This window comes from Zoogloea sp. (assembly GCF_041904905.1).
Classification (GTDB): domain Bacteria; phylum Pseudomonadota; class Gammaproteobacteria; order Burkholderiales; family Rhodocyclaceae; genus Zoogloea.
The window spans coordinates 22132-41020 of record NZ_JAYRMI010000018.1; the positions used below are offsets into that span (position 1 = coordinate 22132).

An 18889-nucleotide genomic window follows, 5' to 3' on the forward strand; every position below is an offset into this window, starting at 1 on the left:
TCAGATCACCTCAAGCTCGGCGCGCAGCGCGCCGCTGGCCTTCATGGCCTGGAGGATGGCGATCAGCTCGAGGGGGTTGGCGCCCACCGCGTTGAGGGCCTTGACCACGTCGGCCAGGCTGGTGCCGCCCTTGATGTTGAAGATGTTGCCGCCCTCCTGCTTGATGTCCACGCCGCCCTTGTTGGTGACGGCCGTCTGGCCGCCCGAGAAGGCGCCGGGCTGGCTGACCTGCTGCTCGTTGGCGATGGTGACGGTGAGGCTGCCGTGGGAGACGGCGCAGTTCTGAAGGGCGACCTTCTGGTTCATCACCACCGAGCCGGTGCGGGAGTTGACGATGACCTTGGCGGCCTGGATGGCGGGGGTCACGTCGAGGTTCTCGAGCTTGCCCAGGAAAGCCACCCGCTGGTTGAGATCCTCCGGCGCGCGCACCTGGATCTGCCGGCCGTCGAGGGCCTGGGCGCTGCCCGGGGCGACGCCGTTGATGGCCTCCACCACCTTCTGGGCGGTGCCGAAATCGGTGGTGTTGAGTTCGACGAAGACCGAGTCGCCCTGCCCGACCGGGCTGGCCACGGCCCGCTCGACGGTGGCGCCGCCGGGGATGCGCCCGGCCGACAGGTGATTGACGGTGACCTTGCCGCCCGACGGCGCGGCGCCGCCGGCCCCACTCACCGCGAGGCTGCCCTGGGCCATGGCGTAGATCTGGCCGTCGGCGCCCTTGAGGGGGGTCATCAGCAGGGTGCCGCCCTTGAGCGAGCGGGCGTTGCCCATCGACGAGACGGTGACGTCGATCTGCTGGCCCGGCCGGGCGTAGGGCGGCAGGCTGGCGGTGACCATCACCGCGGCCACGTTCTTGAGCTGCAGCGACTGGCCCGGCGGCAGGGTGACGCCCAGGTTGCCGAGCATGTTGATGATGCTCTGCACGGTGAAGGGGGTCTGGGTGGTCTGGTCGCCGGAACCGTCCAGGCCCACCACCAGGCCGTAGCCGATCAGCTGGTTCTGACGCACCCCGCCGATGGAGGCGAGATCCTTCAGGCGTTCGGCCGCGGCCGCCGGGCTGCCCAGCAGGCAGAAGGCGGCGAGCAGCCCGAGCAGGCAGCGGGACAGCGGGCGGGTGGCGGTGAGGAGGCGGCGGTGGGTGCGGCGCGGCATGACGGCGGCCCTCAGAACGGCATGGCGGTGAGGAAGAAGCGCTGCAACCAGCCCATGGTCTGGACTTCGTCCAGATAGCCGTTGGCGCGGTATTCGACGCGGGCGTCGGCCACCTGGGTGGATTGCACGGTGTTGGCGCCGGTCACGTACACCGGATTGACGACGCCGGAGAAGCGGATGAACTCGTTGCCCTGATTGACGGCGATCTGCTTCTCGCCGGAGACGAGCAGGTTGCCGTTGGGCAGCACCTCGATCACCGTGGCGGTGATGGTGCCGGTGAAGGTGTTGTTGGCGGCGGCGTCGCCCTTGCCGCCGAACTTGCTGGCGTCGGAGGCGTTGGCGTCGAGGCCGGCGAGGCCCTTGAGCGGGAGCTTGGCCATGGCGGAGAGGGAGGCGTCCAGGCTGGCGTTGCGCTCGGCGGTGGTGGAGGATTTCTTGCTGGCGGCGGTCTGTTCCACCAGGTTGACGGTGATGACGTCGCCCACGAAGCGGGCGCGGCGGTCCTCGAACAGCGGGCGCGAGAAGTTGGGCTGGAAGATCGAGCCGGGCTGCGACGCGAGGGCGGTGCGCGGCTCGGGGCGCACGCTCATGGGCTGGTGCACGGCGGTGGGCGGCGTGGCCTGGAGGGCGGCGCAGCCGGCCAGGGCCAGCGCGGCCAGGGCGGGGGCGAGGGGCCGGAGGAAGGGGGTCATCGTCGTTCTCCGCGCGCGGGGCTTACAGCGAGGTGAGTTTGCCGAGCATGGCGTCGGAGGTGGAGACGGCCTTCGAGTTGATCTCGTAGGCGCGCTGGGTCTGGATCATCAGCACCAGCTCTTCGGCCACGTTGACGTTGGAGGTCTCGACGTAGGTCTGGTTGAGCACGCCGACCCCGTTGGTGCCCGGGGTGTTGGGGTTGGCGGTGCCGCTGGCGGCGGTCTCGAGGTAGAGGTTCTCGCCGACGCTCTGCAGACCGCCCGGATTGACGAAGCCCGCCAGCTGCACGTTGCCGATCTGCGACGGGGCGGTCTGGTTGGGCAGGGTCACCGACACCACGCCGTCCTTGCCGATGGTGACCGACAGGGCGTTGGCGGGGATGGTGATGGCCGGCTGCAGGGGGTAGCCGCTGGAGGTGACGATCTGGCCGTTGGCGTCCTTCTGGAAGGCGCCGTCGCGGGTGTAGGCGGTGGTGCCGTCGGGCAACAGAATCTGGAAGAAGCCCTCGCCCTGGATGGCCACGTCGAGGGCGTTGCCGGTCTGGGTGAGGTTGCCCTGGGTGTGGATGCGCTCGGTGGCGATGGGCCGCGCGCCGGTGCCGATCTGCAGGCCGGAGGGGATCGTCGTCTGCTGGGTGGACTGGGCGCCGGGCTGGCGCAGGTTCTGGTAGAGCAGATCCTCGAACACCGCCCGGGAGCGCTTGAAGCCGTTGGTGGCCACGTTGGCCAGGTTGTTGGAGATGACGTCGAGCTGCGTCTGCTGGGCGTCGAGACCGGTACGGGCAATCCAGAGGGCGCGGATCATCGGGGGCTCCTGTGCTTCGGGTGGTCGCCGGCGGGCGACGGGGTTGGCCGCGCAAGGGGCGGCAGGGTCATCCTAGCTTCAGCAAGAGCCGTTCCAGCCCCGGAGAAGGTGGAGAAAAGCCTGTCAATTCAGGGGGAAAGCCGGTAGCGGCAAGGGCCGGCCGGCGCACCCGGCAGGCCGCCCGGTAAATCTTGCCGGGCGGCAGACGTGAAAACGCCCTGCCGGTGCGCGCGGCAGGGCGCGGGAGGGCGGCGGCGCTCAGGCCTTGGCGACGAGCTGGGTGGAGGAGCGGTCCATCTCCTGGGCGGTGGAGAGCATCTTGGTCTGCATCTCGTACTGGCGGGCGAGGGAGATCATCGAGACCATCTGCTCCACCACGTTGACGTTGCTGCCCTCCAGGTAGCCGGAGGCGACGCGCACCGCGGGGTCGGCCGGGGCGGCGGCGCCGCCGGCGGTGCGGAAGAAGCCGTCGCCGCCGCGACGCAGCTCGGCCTCGGGCGGGTTGACCAGCTTGAGCTGATCCACCGCGCTGGTGCTGTTGCGGGCGCCGCTGCGGGGCACCGTGGAGATGCTGCCGTCGGCGCCGACCGCCACTTCCACGTCGGGCGGGATGGTGATCGGGCCGCCGGTGCCCAGCACCGGCAGCCCGCCGCGGGTCTGCAGGATGCCGTTGGCGCTCACCTCGAAGTTGCCGTTGCGGGTGTAGCCTTCGGTGCCGTCGGGCATCTGCACCGCAAACCAGCCCTTGCCCTGGATGGCCATGTCGAGGCCGCGGTTGGTGTGCTGGAGCGGCCCGGGCGAGAAGTCGTCGGCCACGCTGGCGTCGGCGACGAAGGCGCGGGTAGGCATCTGGGCGTTCTGCACCTGCACCGCGCGCAGCTTGTGCATCTCGGTCTTGAAGCCGGTGCTGGTGGCGTTGGCGAGGTTGTGGGCGAGCGCCGCCGCCAGCCCCATGGTGGCGGAGGCGCCGGTCATTGCGGTGTAGATCAGGCGGTCCATGCGGGGCTCCCGGGGTCAATCAGCGCAGGTTGACCAGCGTCTGCAGGATCTGGTCCTGGGTCTTGATGGACTGGGCGTTGGCCTGGTAGGCGCGCTGCTGGGTAATCATGTTGACCAGCTCGGAGGTGAGATCCACGTTGGAATCTTCCACCGCCGCAGACTGCAGCACGCCCAGGCTGCCGGTGCCGGGCGCGTTGGGCTGCTCGGGGCCGGAGGCGTTGGTCACCGCCCACTGGTTGCCGCCGAGGGATTGCAGGCCGTTGGGGTTCTGGAAGGCGGCCAGCCAGACTTGCCCCATCACGCGGGATTGCCCGTTGCTGAAGTTGCCCTGGATGGTGCCGTCGGGGTCGACGGTGAGGCCGGAGAGCTTGCCGGTGGTGTAGCCGTCCTGGGTGAGCTGATTGACGCCGTAGCTGTTGCCGAACTGGGTGGAGCCTTCCAGCTCGACGGTGAAGGCGAGGGGCACCGCGGCGCCGGTGGAGATGGCGTAGGAGGAGCTGAAGGAGGTCGGGGTCTGCAGCACGCCGTTGGCGTCGAAGCTGATGGTCTTGGGGGTGTGGGTGCCGGTGACCGGGTCGATCTCGGGCGGGAAGCCGCCGTCGAGGCTGGTGTAGACGTCCCAGATGTTGGACTGGGCGGTCTTCACGAAGTACAGCGACTGGGTGTGGGCGTTGCCGAGGGAGTCGTACACCGTCTGGGAGGTGGTGCTGGTGTAGCTGGTGGGGTCGGAGATGCTGAACGCGGCGTTGGTGGCGGTGGCGGCGGTGGCAGGCACGTTCAGGGCGGTGGCGGCGGTGCCGCTCACCTGGATGCCGGACAGGCGCCCGCCGCGCAGCGAGGAGAAGTTGACGACGCCGGTGCTGTCGCTGGCCACCTTGACCCGATCCTTCAGGGCGGTCTTGTCGATGGCGGTCTGGACGGCGGTGACGAGGGAGCCCACGTCGGCGTAGGTGCCCGGGGCGACGGTCACGGTGACGGGCGTCGCGGCACCATCCACCGTGATGCTGAGGGTGTTGGCGGGCGCGGCGCCCACGGTGAGGGACGGCGCGGCCGTGCCGTACACCGCGGCCTTGGTCATGGCGGTGGGGGTCTTGGCCCGGGAGTCGAGGTTGACGTTGTAGCCGGCGCTGGTGGTGGCGGCGGGCTTGGCGTCGCTGAAGTTGAGCTTGATGTCGCCGGTGGTGCCGGTGAGCACGCCGTTGGAGTCGGCGAGCTTGCCGGTCAGGCGCAGGCCGCTGGCGTTGACGATGTAGCCGTTCTTGTCGGTCTGGAACTGGCCGTTCCGGCTGTAGGTGATCGTCCCGTTGTCGCTCATCCGGAAGAAGCCCTGGCCGTTGATCGCCAGGTCGAGGGCGTTGCTGGTGGTGGAGATGTTGCCCTGGGTGAACTGCTGGGACACCTTGTCGATGGACGCGCCGATGCCAACCTGGGTGCCACCGCCGGCCAGCGACGCGGCGAAGACGTCGGAGAACTGGGTGGTGGATTGCTTGAAGCCGACGGTGCCCGAGTTGGACACGTTGTTGCTGATGGCGTCGAGGGCCTTGGAGGCGATGGAGAGCCCGCTCAAACCTTGCTGGAAAGCCATTTTCTGTCTCCGCTTAGAGAATCTGCTTGATGTCGGCGAGGCTCACCACCCCGCTGCCCACATCCAGGGACACGCTGCCGCTGCTGCTGCGCAGCACGCTATTGACGGTGGCGATCTGCAGCGCGACGGGCTTCAGGGTGGTGTCGCCCCGGGTGGCGGCCACGCTGATGCTGTACTTGCCGGTGGCGGCCTGGGCGCCGCTGGCACTCAGGCCGTCCCACGCGAAGTTGTGCACGCCGGCGTCGGCGGCGCCCAGCTCGAGCTTGCGCACTTCGAGGCCGTTGGAATCCTTGATCGTCACCGTCACCTTGTCGGCGGCGGTGGGCAGTTCGAAGCCGCCGTAGGTCTTGCTGCCACTGGTCAGGCTGAGGCCGTTGCCGTTGACCATCACGCCCTTGCCCACCAGCGCCGCCGCCTGCAGCACCTCGCCCGACTGGCTGTTGGCGAGCAGGGTGGCGAGGGTGGTGTTGAGCTTCTCGAGGCCATTGACCGTCTCGATCTGGGCCATCTGGGAGGTCATCTGGGCGTTGTCCACCGGGTTGAGCGGATCCTGGTTCTTCAGCTGCTCGGTGAGCAGCGTGAGGAAGCGGCTCTGGGCGGCGTCGGTCTTCGAGGCGGTGGAGGCGGTGTTCTTCTGCAGCGCGGCGATGACTTCGGCGGAGGTGGCGGAACCCACTGTGCTCATGATCTTTCCAATCTCGATGAACTGTTACTGTCCGATGGCGAGGGTCTTTTCCATCAGGCTCTTGGCCGTCCCCATCATCTCGGCGTTGGTCTGGTAGGCGCGGGAGGCGGAGATCATGTTGGTCATCTCCTCGACCACGTTCACGTTGGGCATCGTCACGTAGCCCTCGGCGTTGGCGGCGGGGCTCTTCGGGTCGAACACCATGCGCATCGGCGCGGCGCTCTCGACCACCTGGGTCACCCGCACGCCCTGGGCGGCCACGCCGGCGCCGGGCATCGGGGTGGCGGCAAACACCACCTGCTTGGCCTTGTAGGGCTGGCCGTCGGCACCCACCACGCTGTCGGCGTTGGCCAGGTTGCTGGCGGTGGTGTTCAGGCGCATCGACTGGGCGTGGAGCGCCGTGCCGGCCACCTGGAAGACATTGAGCATGCTCATGGCGATCTCCTTACTGGCCCTGGACGGCCATCTGCATCGAGCGCAGCAGGCCGTTGATGAAGGTGACGCTGGCCTGGTACTGCACCGAGTTCTCGGCGAAGGCGGCCCGCTCGGTATCCATGTTCACCGTGTTGCCGTCCACCGCGCCCTGCACCTCGTTGCGGTACTTGAGGCTGGCCTCCAGCGGGTTGGCGGCGGCGCCGGCGATGTGGCGCTGGGCGGTGGTCTTGAGGGGCAGGCCGCGGGTCGCGCCGCCAAGGGCGCCAGTCAGGGCCTCGCGGAAATCCACGTCGCGGGCCTTGAAGTTGGGCGTGTCGGCGTTGGCGATGTTGGAGGCGATCACCTGCTGGCGGTAGGCGCGGGCGTTGAGCGCGGTCTGGTGAAAACGCAGCGTATCGTCCAGTCGGTTCGTCATGTCTGCTAATCCCTCAAGTTGGGTGCCGGGTCCGCCGTAAGCTGCTGGAGACCGGCTGGCAGCCACACCTTTGCAGCTTCCGTGCCAGCCATCTTATGAGCCGGCCACCGCCGTCGATGGGTCGAACAGGCGGCAAATCGCGCCCCAATTCCCCGGCCGGCAGCCGCTTTTTTGCCTCCCCGCCACTGCCGCCGCGGCAAACTTTGCCGGCCCGGCCGCCCGCCACCGGCCGCCTCGAACAGGGCCGGAAAAGCGCGTCTGTTCCCGTCGCGGCGACGGGCGCCCACATGGTTCAATGGCGTCATCGCGCTTCGCGCTGCCATGCCATGACCTCCGTGCCCCGCTTTCTCGCCCTCCTCCTCGTGCTGCTGAACCTTGCCGCGCCGGCCGCCGCCCGCCAGGACGCCGCGCCGGTGCGGGCCGAGGTGAGCCGCTTCCTGGCCGCCCAGGCCCGCAGCCTGTCGGGCGAGGTGAGCATTCAGGTGGGCGAGTTCGGCGCCGGCAACGCGCTGGCCCCCTGCCTCCAGCTCGAAGCCTTCCTGCCGCCCGGCGCACGGGCCTGGGGGCGCATCTCGGTCGGCGTGCGCTGCCTGGCGCCGACGGCGTGGTCGGCCTGGGTGCCCGCCGAGGTGCGGGTGAAGGGCCCCTACCTGCTCACCGCCGGCCCGCTCGCCGCCGGCCAGCCCATCGCGCCGGGCGACCTGCGCGTCGACACCGGCGAACTCACCTCGATGGCCGCCGACGTGCTCACCGACCCGGCCCAGGCCATCGGCCAGACTGCCCGGATCAACCTCGCCGCCGGCCGTCCGCTCACCGCCAGCCACCTGCGCCCACAACTGGCGGTGGCCCAGGGCCAGCCGGTGAAGGTGGTCTCCGGCGGGGCCGGCTTCCAGGTGGCCAACGACGGGGTGGCCCTCAGTTCGGCCGGGGTCGGCCAGCCCGCCCAGGTGCGCCTTGCGAGCGGTCAGGTGGTGCGGGGCATCGCCCGCAGCGGAGGCGTTGTCGAAATCACGCTGCCATGAAACGGCCGCCGCGCCCTTCGTCCCGAATGGGTTAAAGTTTCATCTCCATGCGTCGTATACCCAGTCGACTTATGGATGAAAGGGCACTGCCGTGAAGATCGATAACTCTGTCAAAGCGACCAGCAATCTGCCGTCCGGCGAAGGCCGCACGCGCACTGCCAAGGAAGCACCGAAATCCCAGGACGCCGGCAGCAGCGAGAAGGTCGAGCTGTCCTCCCTGTCCGCCCGCCTGCAGCAGATGGAGCAGACCATCGCCAACACGCCGGTGGTCGATAGCGCGAAGGTGAATGAGATCAAGCAGGCGATGAGCGAGGGCCGCTTCAAGGTGGACACCGAGAAGGTGGCCGACGGGCTCATCGACAGCGTGCGTCAGATGCTCAACGCTCAAACTTCCAAGGCGTAAGCGGGCATGGCTGTCGATCCCGGCTTCCAGGCTCGCCTCGCCCAGCTCATCCAGGACGAGTTGCGCGGCATGCGCGGCTTCGTGGCCCTGCTCGAGCGGGAGGAGGCGCTGCTGGTGCACAGCCAGATCGACGCGCTGGCCTTGCTCGCCGAAGAGAAGACGGCGCTTTACCGGGCGCTCCAGCGCCTGTCCGACGACCGGCTGGCGATGTTTGCCCGGGTCGGGGCCAAAGTGACCAACGAGAACATCCGCATCGTGCTGGCCGGCAACCCCGAAGCCCTCACCGCCTGGAGCGAGGTGGTGGCGCTGGCCGATCAGGCCAAGGAGCGCAACCGGGTCAATGGTCAGCTGATTACCCAGCGTCTGCAGAACAACCAGCAGGCGCTCACCACCCTCCTCGCCGCCGCAGAGCACCCCCAGATTTACGGCCCGGACGGCCAGTCCCGCCCCACCGGCGGCAGCCGCCACCTCGGCTCGGTCTGATTCCGGCCTGCGCACCGGCCCGTCTCGGGCACGCGCCCTCCTCCCCCGCTTCGCCTGTGGCCTGACCGCGCCGCGTCCGTGCGCCCGCTACTGCGCGGGCCTGTTGGCGTCTGCGGGGGGCGAGGCCGGCACTGGGGGCGCCGCATCGGCCGGCAGAATCGAGTCGGCGATGCCGGAGGCCCGCGGCTTCGGCTGGGCCTGGGGCTCCACCGCCCGCGATTCGATCAGGATCGTCACCCGCCGGTTGCGGGCCCGCCCCTCGGGCGTGGCGTTGTCGGCCACCGGCCGCTGGTCGCCATACCCTGCCGCGGTGAGGCGCGCGGGCTGCACGCCGCTCTCCACGAACAGCCGCACCACGCTCGACGCCCGCACCGCCGACAGCTCCCAGTTGGACGGGAAGGCCGCGGTGGCGATGGGGATGGTGTCGGTGTGACCCTCGACGGTGATCGGGAACTCCGCCGGCCCCACCACCTGCCCCACCGCCCGCAGGGCCGCGACGGCCTCCCGCCCGAGCTGGGCCTCGCCGGGGTTGAACAGCACACTGGCGTTGATCTCGACGGTGATGCCGAAGGCGCCCTCGGTCACCCGCACCTGGCCGTCGGCCACCAGCGGGGCGAGCACCTTGCGGATCTCCTCGGCCATGTTCTTGACCCGCTCGGCCTTGGCCTTGCGGGCCTCCTCGATCTCGGGGCTGGGCGGCGGGCCGCTGGGGCGGATCGACGGGATGGGGGCGGACGCCATCTGGGCGTTGTTGGTCTGCACGCCAAGCTTGCGGAAGGCGTTGACCACCGAGTCGGACATGATCCGATACTTGCCCTCGTTCACCGACGAGAGCGAGTACATCACCACGAAGAAGGCGAACAGCAGGGTGATGAAGTCGGCGTAGGAGACGAGCCAGCGTTCGTGGTTCTCGTGCTCGTCCTCGTGCTTCCGGCGTCGCGCCATCGCCTACCCCGTGTAGCCCTTGAGGCGGCTCTCGATGATCCGCGGGTTGTCGCCGTTGGCGATGCCGACGAGACCATCCAGCAGCATCTCGCGCATCGAGGCGAGGGTGCCGATCACCCCGAGCAGCTTCTTCGAGACCGGCAGGAAGATCAGGTTGGCGGAGCCCACCCCGTAGATCGTCGCCACGAAGGCCACCGCGATGCCGGAGCCCAGCTTGGAGGGGTCGGAGAGGTTCTCCATCACGTGGATGAGGCCCATCACCGCGCCCAGGATGCCGATGGTCGGGGCATAGCCGCCGGCGGCCTCCCAAATTTTGGCGCCCTGCTTCATCTGGCCTTCCCAGGTGTCGATCTCCACTTCGAGCACCTCGCGCAGACGGTCGGGCTCGACGCCATCGACCAGCAGCTGCAGGCCCTTCTGGATGAAGGGGTCGTCGATGGCGGGGATCTGGCTTTCCAGCGCCAGCAGGCCCTCCTTGCGGGCCACGTTGCTCCAGCGCACCACCTCGGCGATCAGCGCGTCGTGATTGAGCGCCGGCGGCATGAAGACCCAGCGGATCATCTGCACGCCCAGCCGGAAGACCTTGAGCGAGCTTTGCAGCATCACCGCGCCAAGGGTGCCGCCGATGACGATGAGGAAGGCCGTCGGCTGGATCAGCGAGCCGACGTGACCACCCTCGAGCACCTGCCCGACGAGGATCGCGGCCAGCGCGAGGGTGAGGCCGATCAGGCTGATGCTGTCCATGGCGACGCCCCGGGCCCGGTTCAGCCGGCGGCCGGGCGACGACCGCGGCCGCGGCCCTCACCCTTGACCTTGGGCGCCGTCTGGATCGCGCCGGAGATGCGCGAGCGCAGGCGGGCGATGGCCTGGCTGTGGAGCTGGCACACGCGGGATTCCGAGACGCCCAGCACCTCGCCGATCTCACGCAGGTTCATGTCCTGCTCGTAGTACAGGCCCATCACGGTCTTCTCGCGCTCGGGCAGGTCGTCGATGGCCTTGATGAGCACGTCGCGCATGTTGCTGTCGAGCAGCAGCGTGAGCGGGTCGTTGCCTTCGAGGGTGATGTGGCGCTCAAGGTAGTCGTCCTCGCCCTCGCCGCTGAAATCCTCGAAGTACACCAGTTGGTAGCCGCGGGCTTCCTGCAGCATGTGCTGGTATTCGGCCAGCGGCACGCCCAGCGAGTCGGCCAGTTCGGCCTCGGTAGGGTGGCGGCCGTTCTGCTGCTCCAGCTGATGCACCGCCGCCTCGATGCGCCGCATGTCCCGGCGCAGGCTGCGGGGCAGCCAGTCGTTCTCGCGCAGGCCGTCGAGCATCGAGCCGCGGATGCGCTGCACCGCGTAGGTCTCGAACTGGGCGCCAAGCCCTTCCTCGTAACGGTTGATGGCGTCGAGCAGGCCCAGCATGCCGTTCTGGATGATGTCCTCCACCTGCACGCTGGCAGGCAGCTTGGCCATCAGGTGATAGGCGATGCGCTTGACCAGCGGCGCGTACTGGACGACGAGTTGCTCTTTATCGAGGGTGCCGGAAGCGGTGTACATCTTTCGTCTGCTTTCTGGTCTGGTTTCGGAGTCGCGCGGCGCTCCCATTACTCATCGGCAACGATAGGCTTTCATGCAGCCGACGACACAAGATTTCACAATTGCACTTTTTGCCCGGCTCAACCGGCCACACCGGCCTGGGTCGACCAGGCGCGCAGCCGGCGGATGAAGGCCTGGGCCCCTTCGGCCGGGTGCCGGGCGCCCAGGGGCGTGGTCATGGCGTCGGCCAGGGGGTCGCGTTCCACCTCGCCGCGCCACACCAGGGGCAGGCCCACGTGGCGACCGGTGAAGTCGTTGAGGCTGGCGAAGAGCGCGGTGGCGTCGGCCCGGTCGCGGGCGCCGCTCACGGCGATCTCCAGCGATCCGGCGCCGGCGGCGGCCAGGCCCTTGATCCACTGACAGGCGCCGCGGGCGCCCACCCCGCTGGCCTCCACCACCAGCAGGCGGCGGCCGGCGGCGCGGGCAAAGGGGGTGAGGTTGCGCACGTCGCCGGCGGTGTGGATCGCCAGCAGGTCGGCGCGGCGCTGCAGCTCGGCGATGCCGGCTTCGAGGCGGGCGTGCTGGGCTTCGTCGAGCAGCGGCACGGCCAGCACGGTGGCGGCGGCAGGCACCACCCACAGCCCGTCGGCCACTTCGCGCATGGTCTCGGTCACGTCGTGCTGCCCTTGCAGGGCGCCCAGCAGGTCGCCGCCGTCCGGGTAGCCGAAGGCCGCCAGCAGGGAGCCGCGGTCGGGGGCGTGCTCGTCGATGGCCACCACGCGGCGGGCCCCTTCGGTGAGGGCGGTGAGGGTCTGGATGGCCAGATCCCGCGGGGCGCGGCCCGAGGCGAACAGGGCCACCACCCCGGCCGGGGTGCGGCGGAACAGGCGGCGAAGGCCGGCGGCCTGATCGGAGGCGTGGAGCATCTCAAACCCCTCCGCGCAGTTGGGCGACCCCGGTCTGGCCGGCACCGGCCATCAGCAGGCCGGCTTCGAGGGGGTCGAGCCGAAAGGGGGAGTTGGCGGGCAGCTCGCGCAGCGCCTGGTCGAGCAGCGCGTCCCGGTCGGGCAGGTGGAGGTCTTCCGGCACCCGCTGGCCGTTGGCGATGTAGTACACGTTCACCTGGTGGCGCACGGCCACGTCGAGCACCGGCGCGAGGGACATGGCTTCGTCCATCTTGGTGAGGATCACGCCGGCCAGATCGTCGCCGCCGTAGGCATTGACCACGTCGTCCAGGGTGTCGCCGCGGCTGGTGGCGTTGAGCAGCAGCAGGCGCGACACCTTGCCGGCGCCGGTGAGCATGGCGGCCTGCTCGGCGACCATCTTGTCGCGCTGGCTCATGCCCATGGTGTCGATCAGCACCATGTGCTTGTCGCGCAGGCTGGCGAGGGTTTCGCGCAGGTCGGTGGCGTCGCGCACCACGTACACCGGCACGCCCAGGATGCGGCCGTAGATGCGCAGCTGCTCGTGGGCGCCGATCCGGTAGCTGTCGGTGGTGATGAGGGCCAGCTTGTCGGCGCCGTGGCGCACCACGCAGCGGGCAGCGAGCTTGGCGGTGGTGGTGGTCTTGCCGACGCCGGTGGGGCCGACCAGCGCGAACACGCCGCCCCGGTCGATGATGTCGGCGTCGCAGTCCATGGCGCGGAAGCGCCGGGCGAGTTCGGCGTGGAGCAGGCGGTGGGCTTCTTCGGGGGCTTCGTCTTCGGACACGCACTCGGCCAGCTCGCGGGCCAGCACGGCAGAGAAGCCGGCCTCGAGCAGATCGCCGATCAGGCGGGCGCGGCCGGGGGCGCTGCGGCTCAGTTCGCCCCAGGCAAAACCGGCGAGCTGGCGTTCGATCATGGTGCGGATGGCAGCCAGCTCGTTGGCCATCTGGGAGTTGGCGGATTCGAGGGCGCGGATGCGGGCTTCTTCTTCGATGCCGGTGGGGCGCTGGCGGGCCGGGGCTTCGGGGGCGCGGGCGGCGGCGTCGCTGCGCAGGGGCGAGCGGGGCTGGGCCGGGGCCGGGGCACGGGGCGCCTCGGCGGGCGGGCGGCGCATCTGGCTGGAGGCGGCATTGAACACGTCGCGGTTAAGCTCGACCCGCGGCGGGTTGAAGGGCTGCATGTCGGGGGCGCGAGGGGCGGCCGGCCGGGGCTGGGCGGCTTGCGTCGGCGCGGGCGATGGGGCCGGGCGGTTGGCCGCGGCGGCGCGGGACAGGCTGACGCGGAAGTCGTCGTCGAAGAAATCCGGCGCAGGAGCAGGCGCGGGAGCCGCCGCCACCGGGGCGGGCGCAGGCGCCGCTGCGGCGGCCTGGGCCTGGCTGCGGGCACGCTGCAGGCTTGCCACATCGCCCGCCGGCAGGGCGAGGATCTCGACGCCGCCGTTGGCCGCGCGGTTGGCCAGCACCACGGCGTCCGGACCGAGGTCGTCCTTCAGCATGCGAAGGGCCTCGCGGGCGGTTTTGGCAAAGTAGCGCTTGACGTTCATGCTCCTGTCTCCGGGGTACGAAGGCACTCACGGGATCGGCGTGGGCACTTCGGTACGTTTGATTATCCGCAGCCGGTCGTCTTTCGATGGCCGGGAAAAGACAGGTTTTAGGGTGCTATTCCTGCGGCGGGGCCGGCCGGCGCCCATTCCGGGCGCGCCGACGGCAGGATCAGGCGGTGGGGGAGATCATCGCCGAGACGCGGATCAGGCGGGTCTCGGGCACTTCGGAGTTGGCCACCACCTTGAGGGTGGGCACGCTGCGGCGCAGGAAGCGCGACAGCAGCCAGCGCAGCGGCGCCGGCACCAGCAGCACCGGCGGCAGGCCGATGTCTTCCATGCGCTGGGCGGCGGCGGCGGTCTCGCGCAGCAGAGTGTCGGCGAGGCCCGGCTCGATGGCGCCGCCGTCCGGCCCGCCGCCAGCCATGGCCTGCATCAGCACCCGCTCCAGGCCCGGATCGAGGGCCATCACCTGCACCTCGCCGCTGCCCGGGAAGAGCCCCTGGACAATCGCCCGACCCAGGGCCTGACGCACGCGGGACGTAAGCTCCAGCGGGTCTTGCACCCGCGGGGCGAATTCGGCCAGCACCTCGACGATGGAGCGCATGTCGCGGATGTTGACGCCCTCGTCGAGCAGGTTCTGCAGCACCCGCTGCACGGTGGCCAGCGGCAGCAGCTTGGGCACCAGATCTTCCACCAGCTTGGGGTTGTCCTTGGCGATGTGGTCGAGCAGCGACTGGGTCTCGGTGCGGCCCAGCAGTTCGGGCGCGTGGCTGAGGATCAGGTGGTTGAGGTGGGTGGCCACCACGGTGCTGGCGTCGACCACGGTGTAGCCCAGGGCGTGGGCCTGCTCCCGCTGGCTGGCGTCGATCCACACCGCGGGCAGGCCGAAGGCCGGATCGGTGGTCTCGCGGCCGGCCAGCGGGCCCGAGACCCGCCCCGGGTTGATCGCCATGAACTGCCCGGGGAAGGCGTTGCCGGTGCCGATCTCCACCCCCTTCAGCACGATGCGGTAGGCGTTGGGCTTGAGTTCCAGGTTGTCGCGGATGTGCACTGGCGCGGCCAGAAAGCCGATGTCCCGGGCGAACTTCTTGCGCAGGCCGCGGATGCGCTTGAGCAGCTCGCCGTCCTGGCCCTTGTCCACCATCGGGATCAGCCGGTAGCCCACCTCCAGCCCCAGCACGTCCACCGGGGTGACATCCGACCAGCTGGCTTCCTGGCTCTCGGCAGGCACCACCGGCGCCGCGGCGGGCGCCTCCTCCTCCACCGCCTCCGTCTGCTTGATGCCGCCCCGCCACGCCATGTAACCCAAGGCGCTGGCCAGCAGCAGGAACACGAAGTTGGGCATGCCGGGGATCAAACCCAGGATGCCCAGGATCGCCGCGGTGAGCACCAGCACCTGCGGGTTGGAGAACACCTGCCCGATGACCTGGGAGCCCATGTCCCCGTCGTCGCCCACCCGCGACACCACCAGGCCGGCCGCCACCGAGATGATGAGCGCCGGCAGCTGGGCCACCAGCCCGTCGCCGATGGTGAGCAGGGTGTAATTGGTGGCCGCCTGCCCCAGCTCCATGTTGTGCTGGAGCACGCCGACGATCAGCCCGCCCACCACGTTGATCCCGAGAATGAGGATGCCCGCCACCGCGTCGCCGCGGACGAACTTGGAGGCACCGTCCATGGCGCCGTAGAAGTCGGCCTCCTGAGAGGTCTCGGCCCGGCGCTTCTTGGCCTCCTTCTCATCGATGAGGCCGGCGTTGAGGTCGGCGTCGATGGCCATCTGTTTGCCGGGCATCGCGTCGAGGGTGAAGCGCGCCCCCACTTCGGCGATCCGCCCCGCGCCCTTGGTGATGACCACGAAGTTGATGACCGTGAGGATGATGAACACCACCAGGCCCACCGCGGTGTTGCCGCCCACCAGGAAGTGACCGAAGGCCTCGATCACCTTGCCCGCCGCATCCGGCCCGGTGTGGCCCTCCAGCAGCACGATCCGCGTCGAAGCCACGTTGAGCGACAGGCGCAGCAGCGTGGTGACCAGCAGCACCGTGGGGAACACCGAGAAATCCAGCGGCTTCCTGGTGTACATCGCCACCAGCATCACCATCACCGACACCGCGATGTTGAAGGTGAACATCAGGTCGAGCACGAAGGCCGGCAGCGGCAGCACCATCATCGACAGGATGAGGACGATGAGCAGCGGCCCGGCAAGCTGCCGGATGTTGCTGGGCGCAAACAGCGTGCGCAGGTTGAGACTTCCGTTCATGCTCCGGATGGTCGCTCAGACCAGCGCCGGGGAAAGGGCGGAAGTGAGGGGGAAAGGGGGGGTAATTCGGGGAAGGCACCTGCTCATCTGAGCAAGATCGCCCTTAATGGTGCTAGCCTTAGGGCATGGATACCATCGATTTGAATACTCTCATACGATTCGCCGAGGCTTGTCGCCGTGGAGCAGAGAGCCTGCCTAAGCAACCTCGCTCGATTGATTTTTCGGATTTCCCTGCCGGGGCTTGTGGCGCATCAGCTAATCTAATTGGCCGATTGTTGAAGGAACACTTCGGCATTGACGGCGATTATGTATGCGGAGAGCACCACCCAGGTCTTTCACGAAACCAGAGCCACGCCTGGTTCGAGGCTTGTGGGCATATCATCGACATCACACATGACCAGTTCGGCGAAACCAACACTGAGGGATGGGTGCTGCCACTCAATAATCCTTGGCATGCGTCGTTCGGCAACACCGAAAGACGCAAGGGTTTTTGCATGCCCCAGAATTGGCCGATGTACCCCTCCGATGGCTACGCGGCCATGAGCGCAGCGCTAAGAAACCTTCAAGACCCAGAATGAGTGCACCTTGGTGCCCGTAACACGGCCAAGATCATCTTTCAGGGCAATCCATTGACGCCCTTGTGCCGAAGCCGCGAGTGCTGCCGGGCTTAGAAGTACCCGCCTGACGCTTGCAGCACACGGCTCTTCAATGCCTCGCCGCCCGATACCCCACCCCAAACCGCTCCGCCAGCAAGCCCAGCCGCCTGTCCAGCGTCCAGAGCACGGCGCCGGGTGTCATCAGCGTCGAGGTCAGCAGGAGAATGTCGATCAGTCCGCAGCCCCCGCCGAAGAGTTTTTCCCGCTCAATGAGGGTGAGCGCCTCGAACACGCTGGCCTGTCGGGTCGGCTGTAGCAGCCCCAGATCGGCGAGAGTGCGCATCCGGTCCGGTGGCGTACCGCAGGCAACTTCGCCAATCACCAGCGGGTGCGACATTGCAAGATCGAGCCCGAGCAGTTCGACCAGCGCATCGTTGCTGCGCCTGAAATGGTCTACCCACACGGAGGTATCGACGAGCACGCCGCTCATCGCTGATCCTGTTCCCGGCTTCGAGGAATGCCCTGCATATCCGGGGCACTGGCGCCCAGCGCGGCGAGCCGTTTGGCCGCCTGGACCCGGACGAAGGTCTTGATCGCCTCACGGAACAGATCGGCCTTGTCCATGGAAGGATCGGCCAGTTCCAGTGCCCGCTCGTAAAGGGCATCATCAATCGTCACTGTCGTACGCATGCGGCGCTCCCAAGCATCCATGATGGTGCGAATCTGCATCCACACGGATGCAAAAGCAAGCTCGGCATTGGAGTGAGCCAGCCGGGCCACGCCCAGCCGGCTCCGCTTCATCTACTTCTTGCCACCGCCACCCGCAGGGGCGTTGCTACGGCCACCGCCGGAGGGTTGGCCGGTGCCGCTGGGCCAGCCACCGCCGTTACCCTGGCCGCGGCCGCCGCCGCCACTGCTACCGCCTTTCCCACCGCCCCCCTGCGAGGCACCGCCACGGGCGCCGCCGCTGCTTCCACCTTTGCTCATTTGAATCTCCAGTTGCCGGAAGTGATCGGGATGCGGGAGGAAGCCGGCACCTCCACCGCTTGAGACGTTGCCTGCACGGCCGCCCGGAAGGCGAAGGCCGCCCGTTCCGCGCCGTTGCGGCGCCGCTTCATCGGGTGACCGGCGCCGCGCTCACACACCCGCGGCGCTGTTGCCACGCGGGCGGCGGGTGGGGGATTTCTTCTCGGATTTCTTCTTGAGCCCCATCGCGGCAAGCTCGTTGGAGTCGTCGCCATACTGGGCGCGCACCTGACTCTTGGCGTCGAGCATCTGCTTGTGGATGCGCTGTTCCGTGTTGGCGAGCCTGTCGCGCACGGCGTCCATCGCGATCTGGGCGTGCACCAGGGCGGCGCGGTCGGCCAGGAGTTCCTCGTAGGTGGCGGTGATGGCCGCAAGGGTGACATTGGGATCGCGAGGCGCGTAGTCGGGCATGGTGGCGAGGGCCATGAAGGCCTGGATGTCGTCTTCGAGCACCTGAGGGGCGACGCGGCCGGTGGCGGTGGATGTCATGTTCTCTCCAGAATGAAATGATGTTCGGGCAGGGCGCGCGACGCGTCGCCCATGCCGGATTATGCATACAGTCAACCCGAAATGCATCCACAAATTTGAATTGCATTCACGCGCACACATCCGAACATGCCGAGCGAACGCGGGCACGCCGCGCGGCCCCACGCCACGGTGAGGGTGACGGCCCGGAAAGGCGCGGCGCGCCATACGCCACCCCGACCACCGCTGCGGCAGGGGGAGCGCGGACGCAAGCATCCGGCAAGCCTGCACGACAAGGCGCTGCGGGCACCGAGCGCATCCACGTCGGGACTGAGCACGGTGTTGTGCCCTTGTGACAAAGCTCAGTGGGGCCGAGGGCTTTCAACGATAGGACATTCCCTTATCCAGCGCCCTTTTGATAAGGCTCAGCCCTATCGTTGAAAAGGATCGATAGCCCGAGACAAGACAACAAGCCCTCGCGATAAAGGCCAGGGCTATCGTGAGAAGGGAACAAGGGGACAAGATTGAGGAAAGCGTGCGCTGCGTGGGCCACGGGCGCGGCCCCTGCCCCCGTCCTCCGCTGCTCAACGCTCCTTCGACCGCCTGGCGTAGAGCCACAGGGGGACGGCGCTGATTGCGGCGCCCAGTGGGCTGAAGATTCCGCCGTAGATCACCGCGATGGAGGCGGACGAGATCATCGGCGGCCGCCCTCCATGGCTTTCGGCGAAGGATCGATCCTCCGCGCAGCCGACGGCGACGAAGATGAAGAAGCCGCCGATCGAGCCGATCATGAAGGCCAGACGCCAGACGAGACCGGGCTGGGACTTGCCCGCGCGGAGCACCCACGGGGCGGACAGGGCCACGACGAGAAGCGGGGGCCCCAGGGTGTAGAGGAATAGGTCGACCATGATCGCAAGGCCTGCGCGGGGGGCCGGCATTCG

22 protein-coding genes are annotated in these 18889 nt (G+C 68.7%); 4 read left to right on the forward strand and 18 right to left on the reverse strand.

Annotated elements, in window-relative coordinates:
• The 8 genes from ACE3N6_RS07280 to flgB form a co-directional block, all read right to left on the reverse strand.
• The gene (locus ACE3N6_RS07280; RefSeq protein WP_374244521.1) at positions 1–1149 is read right to left on the reverse strand and encodes a flagellar basal body P-ring protein FlgI; all 1149 of its coding nucleotides are present in this window, start codon (positions 1147–1149) and stop codon (positions 1–3) included.
• A gap of 11 nt (positions 1150–1160) precedes the next feature.
• On the reverse strand, positions 1161–1841 hold the full coding sequence (locus ACE3N6_RS07285; protein WP_374244522.1) for a flagellar basal body L-ring protein FlgH: 681 nt from the start codon (positions 1839–1841) through the stop codon (positions 1161–1163).
• Between the two features lie 22 nt (positions 1842–1863).
• The gene (flgG, locus tag ACE3N6_RS07290; protein WP_374244523.1) at positions 1864–2646 is read right to left on the reverse strand and encodes a flagellar basal-body rod protein FlgG; all 783 of its coding nucleotides are present in this window, start codon (positions 2644–2646) and stop codon (positions 1864–1866) included.
• A gap of 258 nt (positions 2647–2904) precedes the next feature.
• The gene (gene flgF / locus ACE3N6_RS07295; protein WP_374244524.1) at positions 2905–3645 is read right to left on the reverse strand and encodes a flagellar basal-body rod protein FlgF; all 741 of its coding nucleotides are present in this window, start codon (positions 3643–3645) and stop codon (positions 2905–2907) included.
• A gap of 19 nt (positions 3646–3664) precedes the next feature.
• Positions 3665–5230: a flagellar hook protein FlgE gene (locus ACE3N6_RS07300; RefSeq protein WP_374244525.1), complete on the reverse strand. Its 1566-nt coding sequence runs from the start codon at positions 5228–5230 to the stop codon at positions 3665–3667.
• 13 nt (positions 5231–5243) lie between these two features.
• Positions 5244–5915, reverse strand: coding sequence for a flagellar hook assembly protein FlgD (locus ACE3N6_RS07305; protein WP_374244526.1), 672 nt, complete (start codon positions 5913–5915; stop codon positions 5244–5246).
• 24 nt (positions 5916–5939) lie between these two features.
• Complete coding sequence (gene flgC / locus ACE3N6_RS07310; RefSeq protein ID WP_374244527.1) at positions 5940–6350, reverse strand: flagellar basal body rod protein FlgC; 411 nt, start codon at positions 6348–6350, stop codon at positions 5940–5942.
• Between the two features lie 10 nt (positions 6351–6360).
• Positions 6361–6765 carry a flagellar basal body rod protein FlgB gene (gene flgB / locus ACE3N6_RS07315; protein ID WP_374244528.1) on the reverse strand — a complete coding sequence of 135 codons (405 nt, stop codon included), beginning with the start codon at positions 6763–6765 and terminating at the stop codon, positions 6361–6363.
• Positions 6766–7091: 326 nt separating this feature from the next.
• Here flgB and flgA point away from each other — a divergent pair, with 326 nt between their 5' ends.
• The 3 genes from flgA (at position 7092) to ACE3N6_RS07330 (ending at position 8673) form a co-directional block, all read left to right on the forward strand.
• Entirely contained in the window at positions 7092–7787 is a 696-nt protein-coding gene (flgA, locus tag ACE3N6_RS07320) for a flagellar basal body P-ring formation chaperone FlgA (RefSeq protein ID WP_374244529.1), read from the forward strand.
• A gap of 91 nt (positions 7788–7878) precedes the next feature.
• Entirely contained in the window at positions 7879–8190 is a 312-nt protein-coding gene (gene flgM, locus ACE3N6_RS07325) for a flagellar biosynthesis anti-sigma factor FlgM (RefSeq protein ID WP_374244530.1), read from the forward strand.
• Between the two features lie 6 nt (positions 8191–8196).
• On the forward strand, positions 8197–8673 hold the full coding sequence (locus ACE3N6_RS07330) for a flagella synthesis protein FlgN (protein WP_374244531.1): 477 nt from the start codon (positions 8197–8199) through the stop codon (positions 8671–8673).
• An 87-nt stretch (positions 8674–8760) separates the two neighbouring features.
• Here the strand turns inward: ACE3N6_RS07330 and motD are convergent, their stop codons facing one another.
• The 6 genes from motD to flhA form a co-directional block, all read right to left on the reverse strand.
• Positions 8761–9618: a flagellar motor protein MotD gene (motD, locus tag ACE3N6_RS07335; RefSeq protein ID WP_374244532.1), complete on the reverse strand. Its 858-nt coding sequence runs from the start codon at positions 9616–9618 to the stop codon at positions 8761–8763.
• A gap of 3 nt (positions 9619–9621) precedes the next feature.
• The gene (locus tag ACE3N6_RS07340; RefSeq protein ID WP_374244533.1) at positions 9622–10362 is read right to left on the reverse strand and encodes a flagellar motor protein; all 741 of its coding nucleotides are present in this window, start codon (positions 10360–10362) and stop codon (positions 9622–9624) included.
• Positions 10363–10382: 20 nt separating this feature from the next.
• Complete coding sequence (locus tag ACE3N6_RS07345; protein ID WP_374244534.1) at positions 10383–11156, reverse strand: RNA polymerase sigma factor FliA; 774 nt, start codon at positions 11154–11156, stop codon at positions 10383–10385.
• A 119-nt stretch (positions 11157–11275) separates the two neighbouring features.
• Positions 11276–12061, reverse strand: coding sequence for a MinD/ParA family protein (locus tag ACE3N6_RS07350; protein WP_374244535.1), 786 nt, complete (start codon positions 12059–12061; stop codon positions 11276–11278).
• A 1-nt stretch (position 12062) separates the two neighbouring features.
• The gene (gene flhF, locus ACE3N6_RS07355) at positions 12063–13604 is read right to left on the reverse strand and encodes a flagellar biosynthesis protein FlhF (protein ID WP_374244536.1); all 1542 of its coding nucleotides are present in this window, start codon (positions 13602–13604) and stop codon (positions 12063–12065) included.
• Between the two features lie 169 nt (positions 13605–13773).
• Entirely contained in the window at positions 13774–15861 is a 2088-nt protein-coding gene (gene flhA, locus ACE3N6_RS07360; RefSeq protein ID WP_374244537.1) for a flagellar biosynthesis protein FlhA, read from the reverse strand.
• Positions 15862–15986: 125 nt separating this feature from the next.
• On the opposite strand from flhA, the gene ACE3N6_RS07365 reads away from it, so the two are divergent.
• Positions 15987–16439, forward strand: a complete 453-nt coding sequence (locus tag ACE3N6_RS07365) for a hypothetical protein (RefSeq protein WP_374244538.1) — start codon at positions 15987–15989, stop codon at positions 16437–16439.
• A 127-nt stretch (positions 16440–16566) separates the two neighbouring features.
• On the opposite strand, the gene ACE3N6_RS07370 is transcribed toward ACE3N6_RS07365, so the two are convergent.
• The 4 genes from ACE3N6_RS07370 to ACE3N6_RS07385 all read right to left on the reverse strand — a co-directional run bounded on the left by ACE3N6_RS07370 (position 16567) and on the right by ACE3N6_RS07385 (position 18856).
• Positions 16567–16947 carry a type II toxin-antitoxin system VapC family toxin gene (locus ACE3N6_RS07370; RefSeq protein WP_374244539.1) on the reverse strand — a complete coding sequence of 127 codons (381 nt, stop codon included), beginning with the start codon at positions 16945–16947 and terminating at the stop codon, positions 16567–16569.
• Positions 16944–17186, reverse strand: coding sequence for a type II toxin-antitoxin system VapB family antitoxin (locus ACE3N6_RS07375; protein ID WP_374244540.1), 243 nt, complete (start codon positions 17184–17186; stop codon positions 16944–16946). Before ACE3N6_RS07375 ends, ACE3N6_RS07370 begins: the two co-directional genes overlap by 4 nt.
• Before the next feature lie 408 nt (positions 17187–17594).
• Entirely contained in the window at positions 17595–17972 is a 378-nt protein-coding gene (locus ACE3N6_RS07380) for a hypothetical protein (protein ID WP_374244541.1), read from the reverse strand.
• A 560-nt stretch (positions 17973–18532) separates the two neighbouring features.
• Positions 18533–18856, reverse strand: coding sequence for a hypothetical protein (locus tag ACE3N6_RS07385; RefSeq protein WP_374244542.1), 324 nt, complete (start codon positions 18854–18856; stop codon positions 18533–18535).
• Positions 18857–18889 lie beyond the last annotated feature (33 nt).

Excerpts from the sequence above, each read along its gene's own strand:
- flgC (WP_374244527.1), bottom strand. The coding sequence starts at position 6,350 with ATGAGCATGCTCAATGTCTTCCAGGTGGCCGGCACGGCGCTCCACGCC.
- ACE3N6_RS07340 (WP_374244533.1), bottom strand. The coding sequence starts at position 10,362 with ATGGACAGCATCAGCCTGATCGGCCTCACCCTCGCGCTGGCCGCGATC.
- ACE3N6_RS07375 (WP_374244540.1), bottom strand. The coding sequence starts at position 17,186 with ATGCAGATTCGCACCATCATGGATGCTTGGGAGCGCCGCATGCGTACG.
- ACE3N6_RS07385 (WP_374244542.1), bottom strand. The coding sequence starts at position 18,856 with ATGGTCGACCTATTCCTCTACACCCTGGGGCCCCCGCTTCTCGTCGTG.
- flgG (WP_374244523.1), bottom strand. The coding sequence starts at position 2,646 with ATGATCCGCGCCCTCTGGATTGCCCGTACCGGTCTCGACGCCCAGCAG.
- motD (WP_374244532.1), bottom strand. The coding sequence starts at position 9,618 with ATGGCGCGACGCCGGAAGCACGAGGACGAGCACGAGAACCACGAACGC.
- ACE3N6_RS07285 (WP_374244522.1), bottom strand. The coding sequence starts at position 1,841 with ATGACCCCCTTCCTCCGGCCCCTCGCCCCCGCCCTGGCCGCGCTGGCC.
- ACE3N6_RS07330 (WP_374244531.1), top strand. The coding sequence starts at position 8,197 with ATGGCTGTCGATCCCGGCTTCCAGGCTCGCCTCGCCCAGCTCATCCAG.
- flhF (WP_374244536.1), bottom strand. The coding sequence starts at position 13,604 with ATGAACGTCAAGCGCTACTTTGCCAAAACCGCCCGCGAGGCCCTTCGC.
- flhA (WP_374244537.1), bottom strand. The coding sequence starts at position 15,861 with ATGAACGGAAGTCTCAACCTGCGCACGCTGTTTGCGCCCAGCAACATC.
- ACE3N6_RS07380 (WP_374244541.1), bottom strand. The coding sequence starts at position 17,972 with ATGACATCCACCGCCACCGGCCGCGTCGCCCCTCAGGTGCTCGAAGAC.
- flgB (WP_374244528.1), bottom strand. The coding sequence starts at position 6,765 with ATGACGAACCGACTGGACGATACGCTGCGTTTTCACCAGACCGCGCTC.
- flgF (WP_374244524.1), bottom strand. The coding sequence starts at position 3,645 with ATGGACCGCCTGATCTACACCGCAATGACCGGCGCCTCCGCCACCATG.
- ACE3N6_RS07365 (WP_374244538.1), top strand. The coding sequence starts at position 15,987 with ATGGATACCATCGATTTGAATACTCTCATACGATTCGCCGAGGCTTGT.
- ACE3N6_RS07345 (WP_374244534.1), bottom strand. The coding sequence starts at position 11,156 with ATGTACACCGCTTCCGGCACCCTCGATAAAGAGCAACTCGTCGTCCAG.
- ACE3N6_RS07350 (WP_374244535.1), bottom strand. The coding sequence starts at position 12,061 with ATGCTCCACGCCTCCGATCAGGCCGCCGGCCTTCGCCGCCTGTTCCGC.
- ACE3N6_RS07300 (WP_374244525.1), bottom strand. The coding sequence starts at position 5,230 with ATGGCTTTCCAGCAAGGTTTGAGCGGGCTCTCCATCGCCTCCAAGGCC.
- flgA (WP_374244529.1), top strand. The coding sequence starts at position 7,092 with ATGACCTCCGTGCCCCGCTTTCTCGCCCTCCTCCTCGTGCTGCTGAAC.
- ACE3N6_RS07305 (WP_374244526.1), bottom strand. The coding sequence starts at position 5,915 with ATGAGCACAGTGGGTTCCGCCACCTCCGCCGAAGTCATCGCCGCGCTG.
- ACE3N6_RS07370 (WP_374244539.1), bottom strand. The coding sequence starts at position 16,947 with ATGAGCGGCGTGCTCGTCGATACCTCCGTGTGGGTAGACCATTTCAGG.
- ACE3N6_RS07280 (WP_374244521.1), bottom strand. The coding sequence starts at position 1,149 with ATGCCGCGCCGCACCCACCGCCGCCTCCTCACCGCCACCCGCCCGCTG.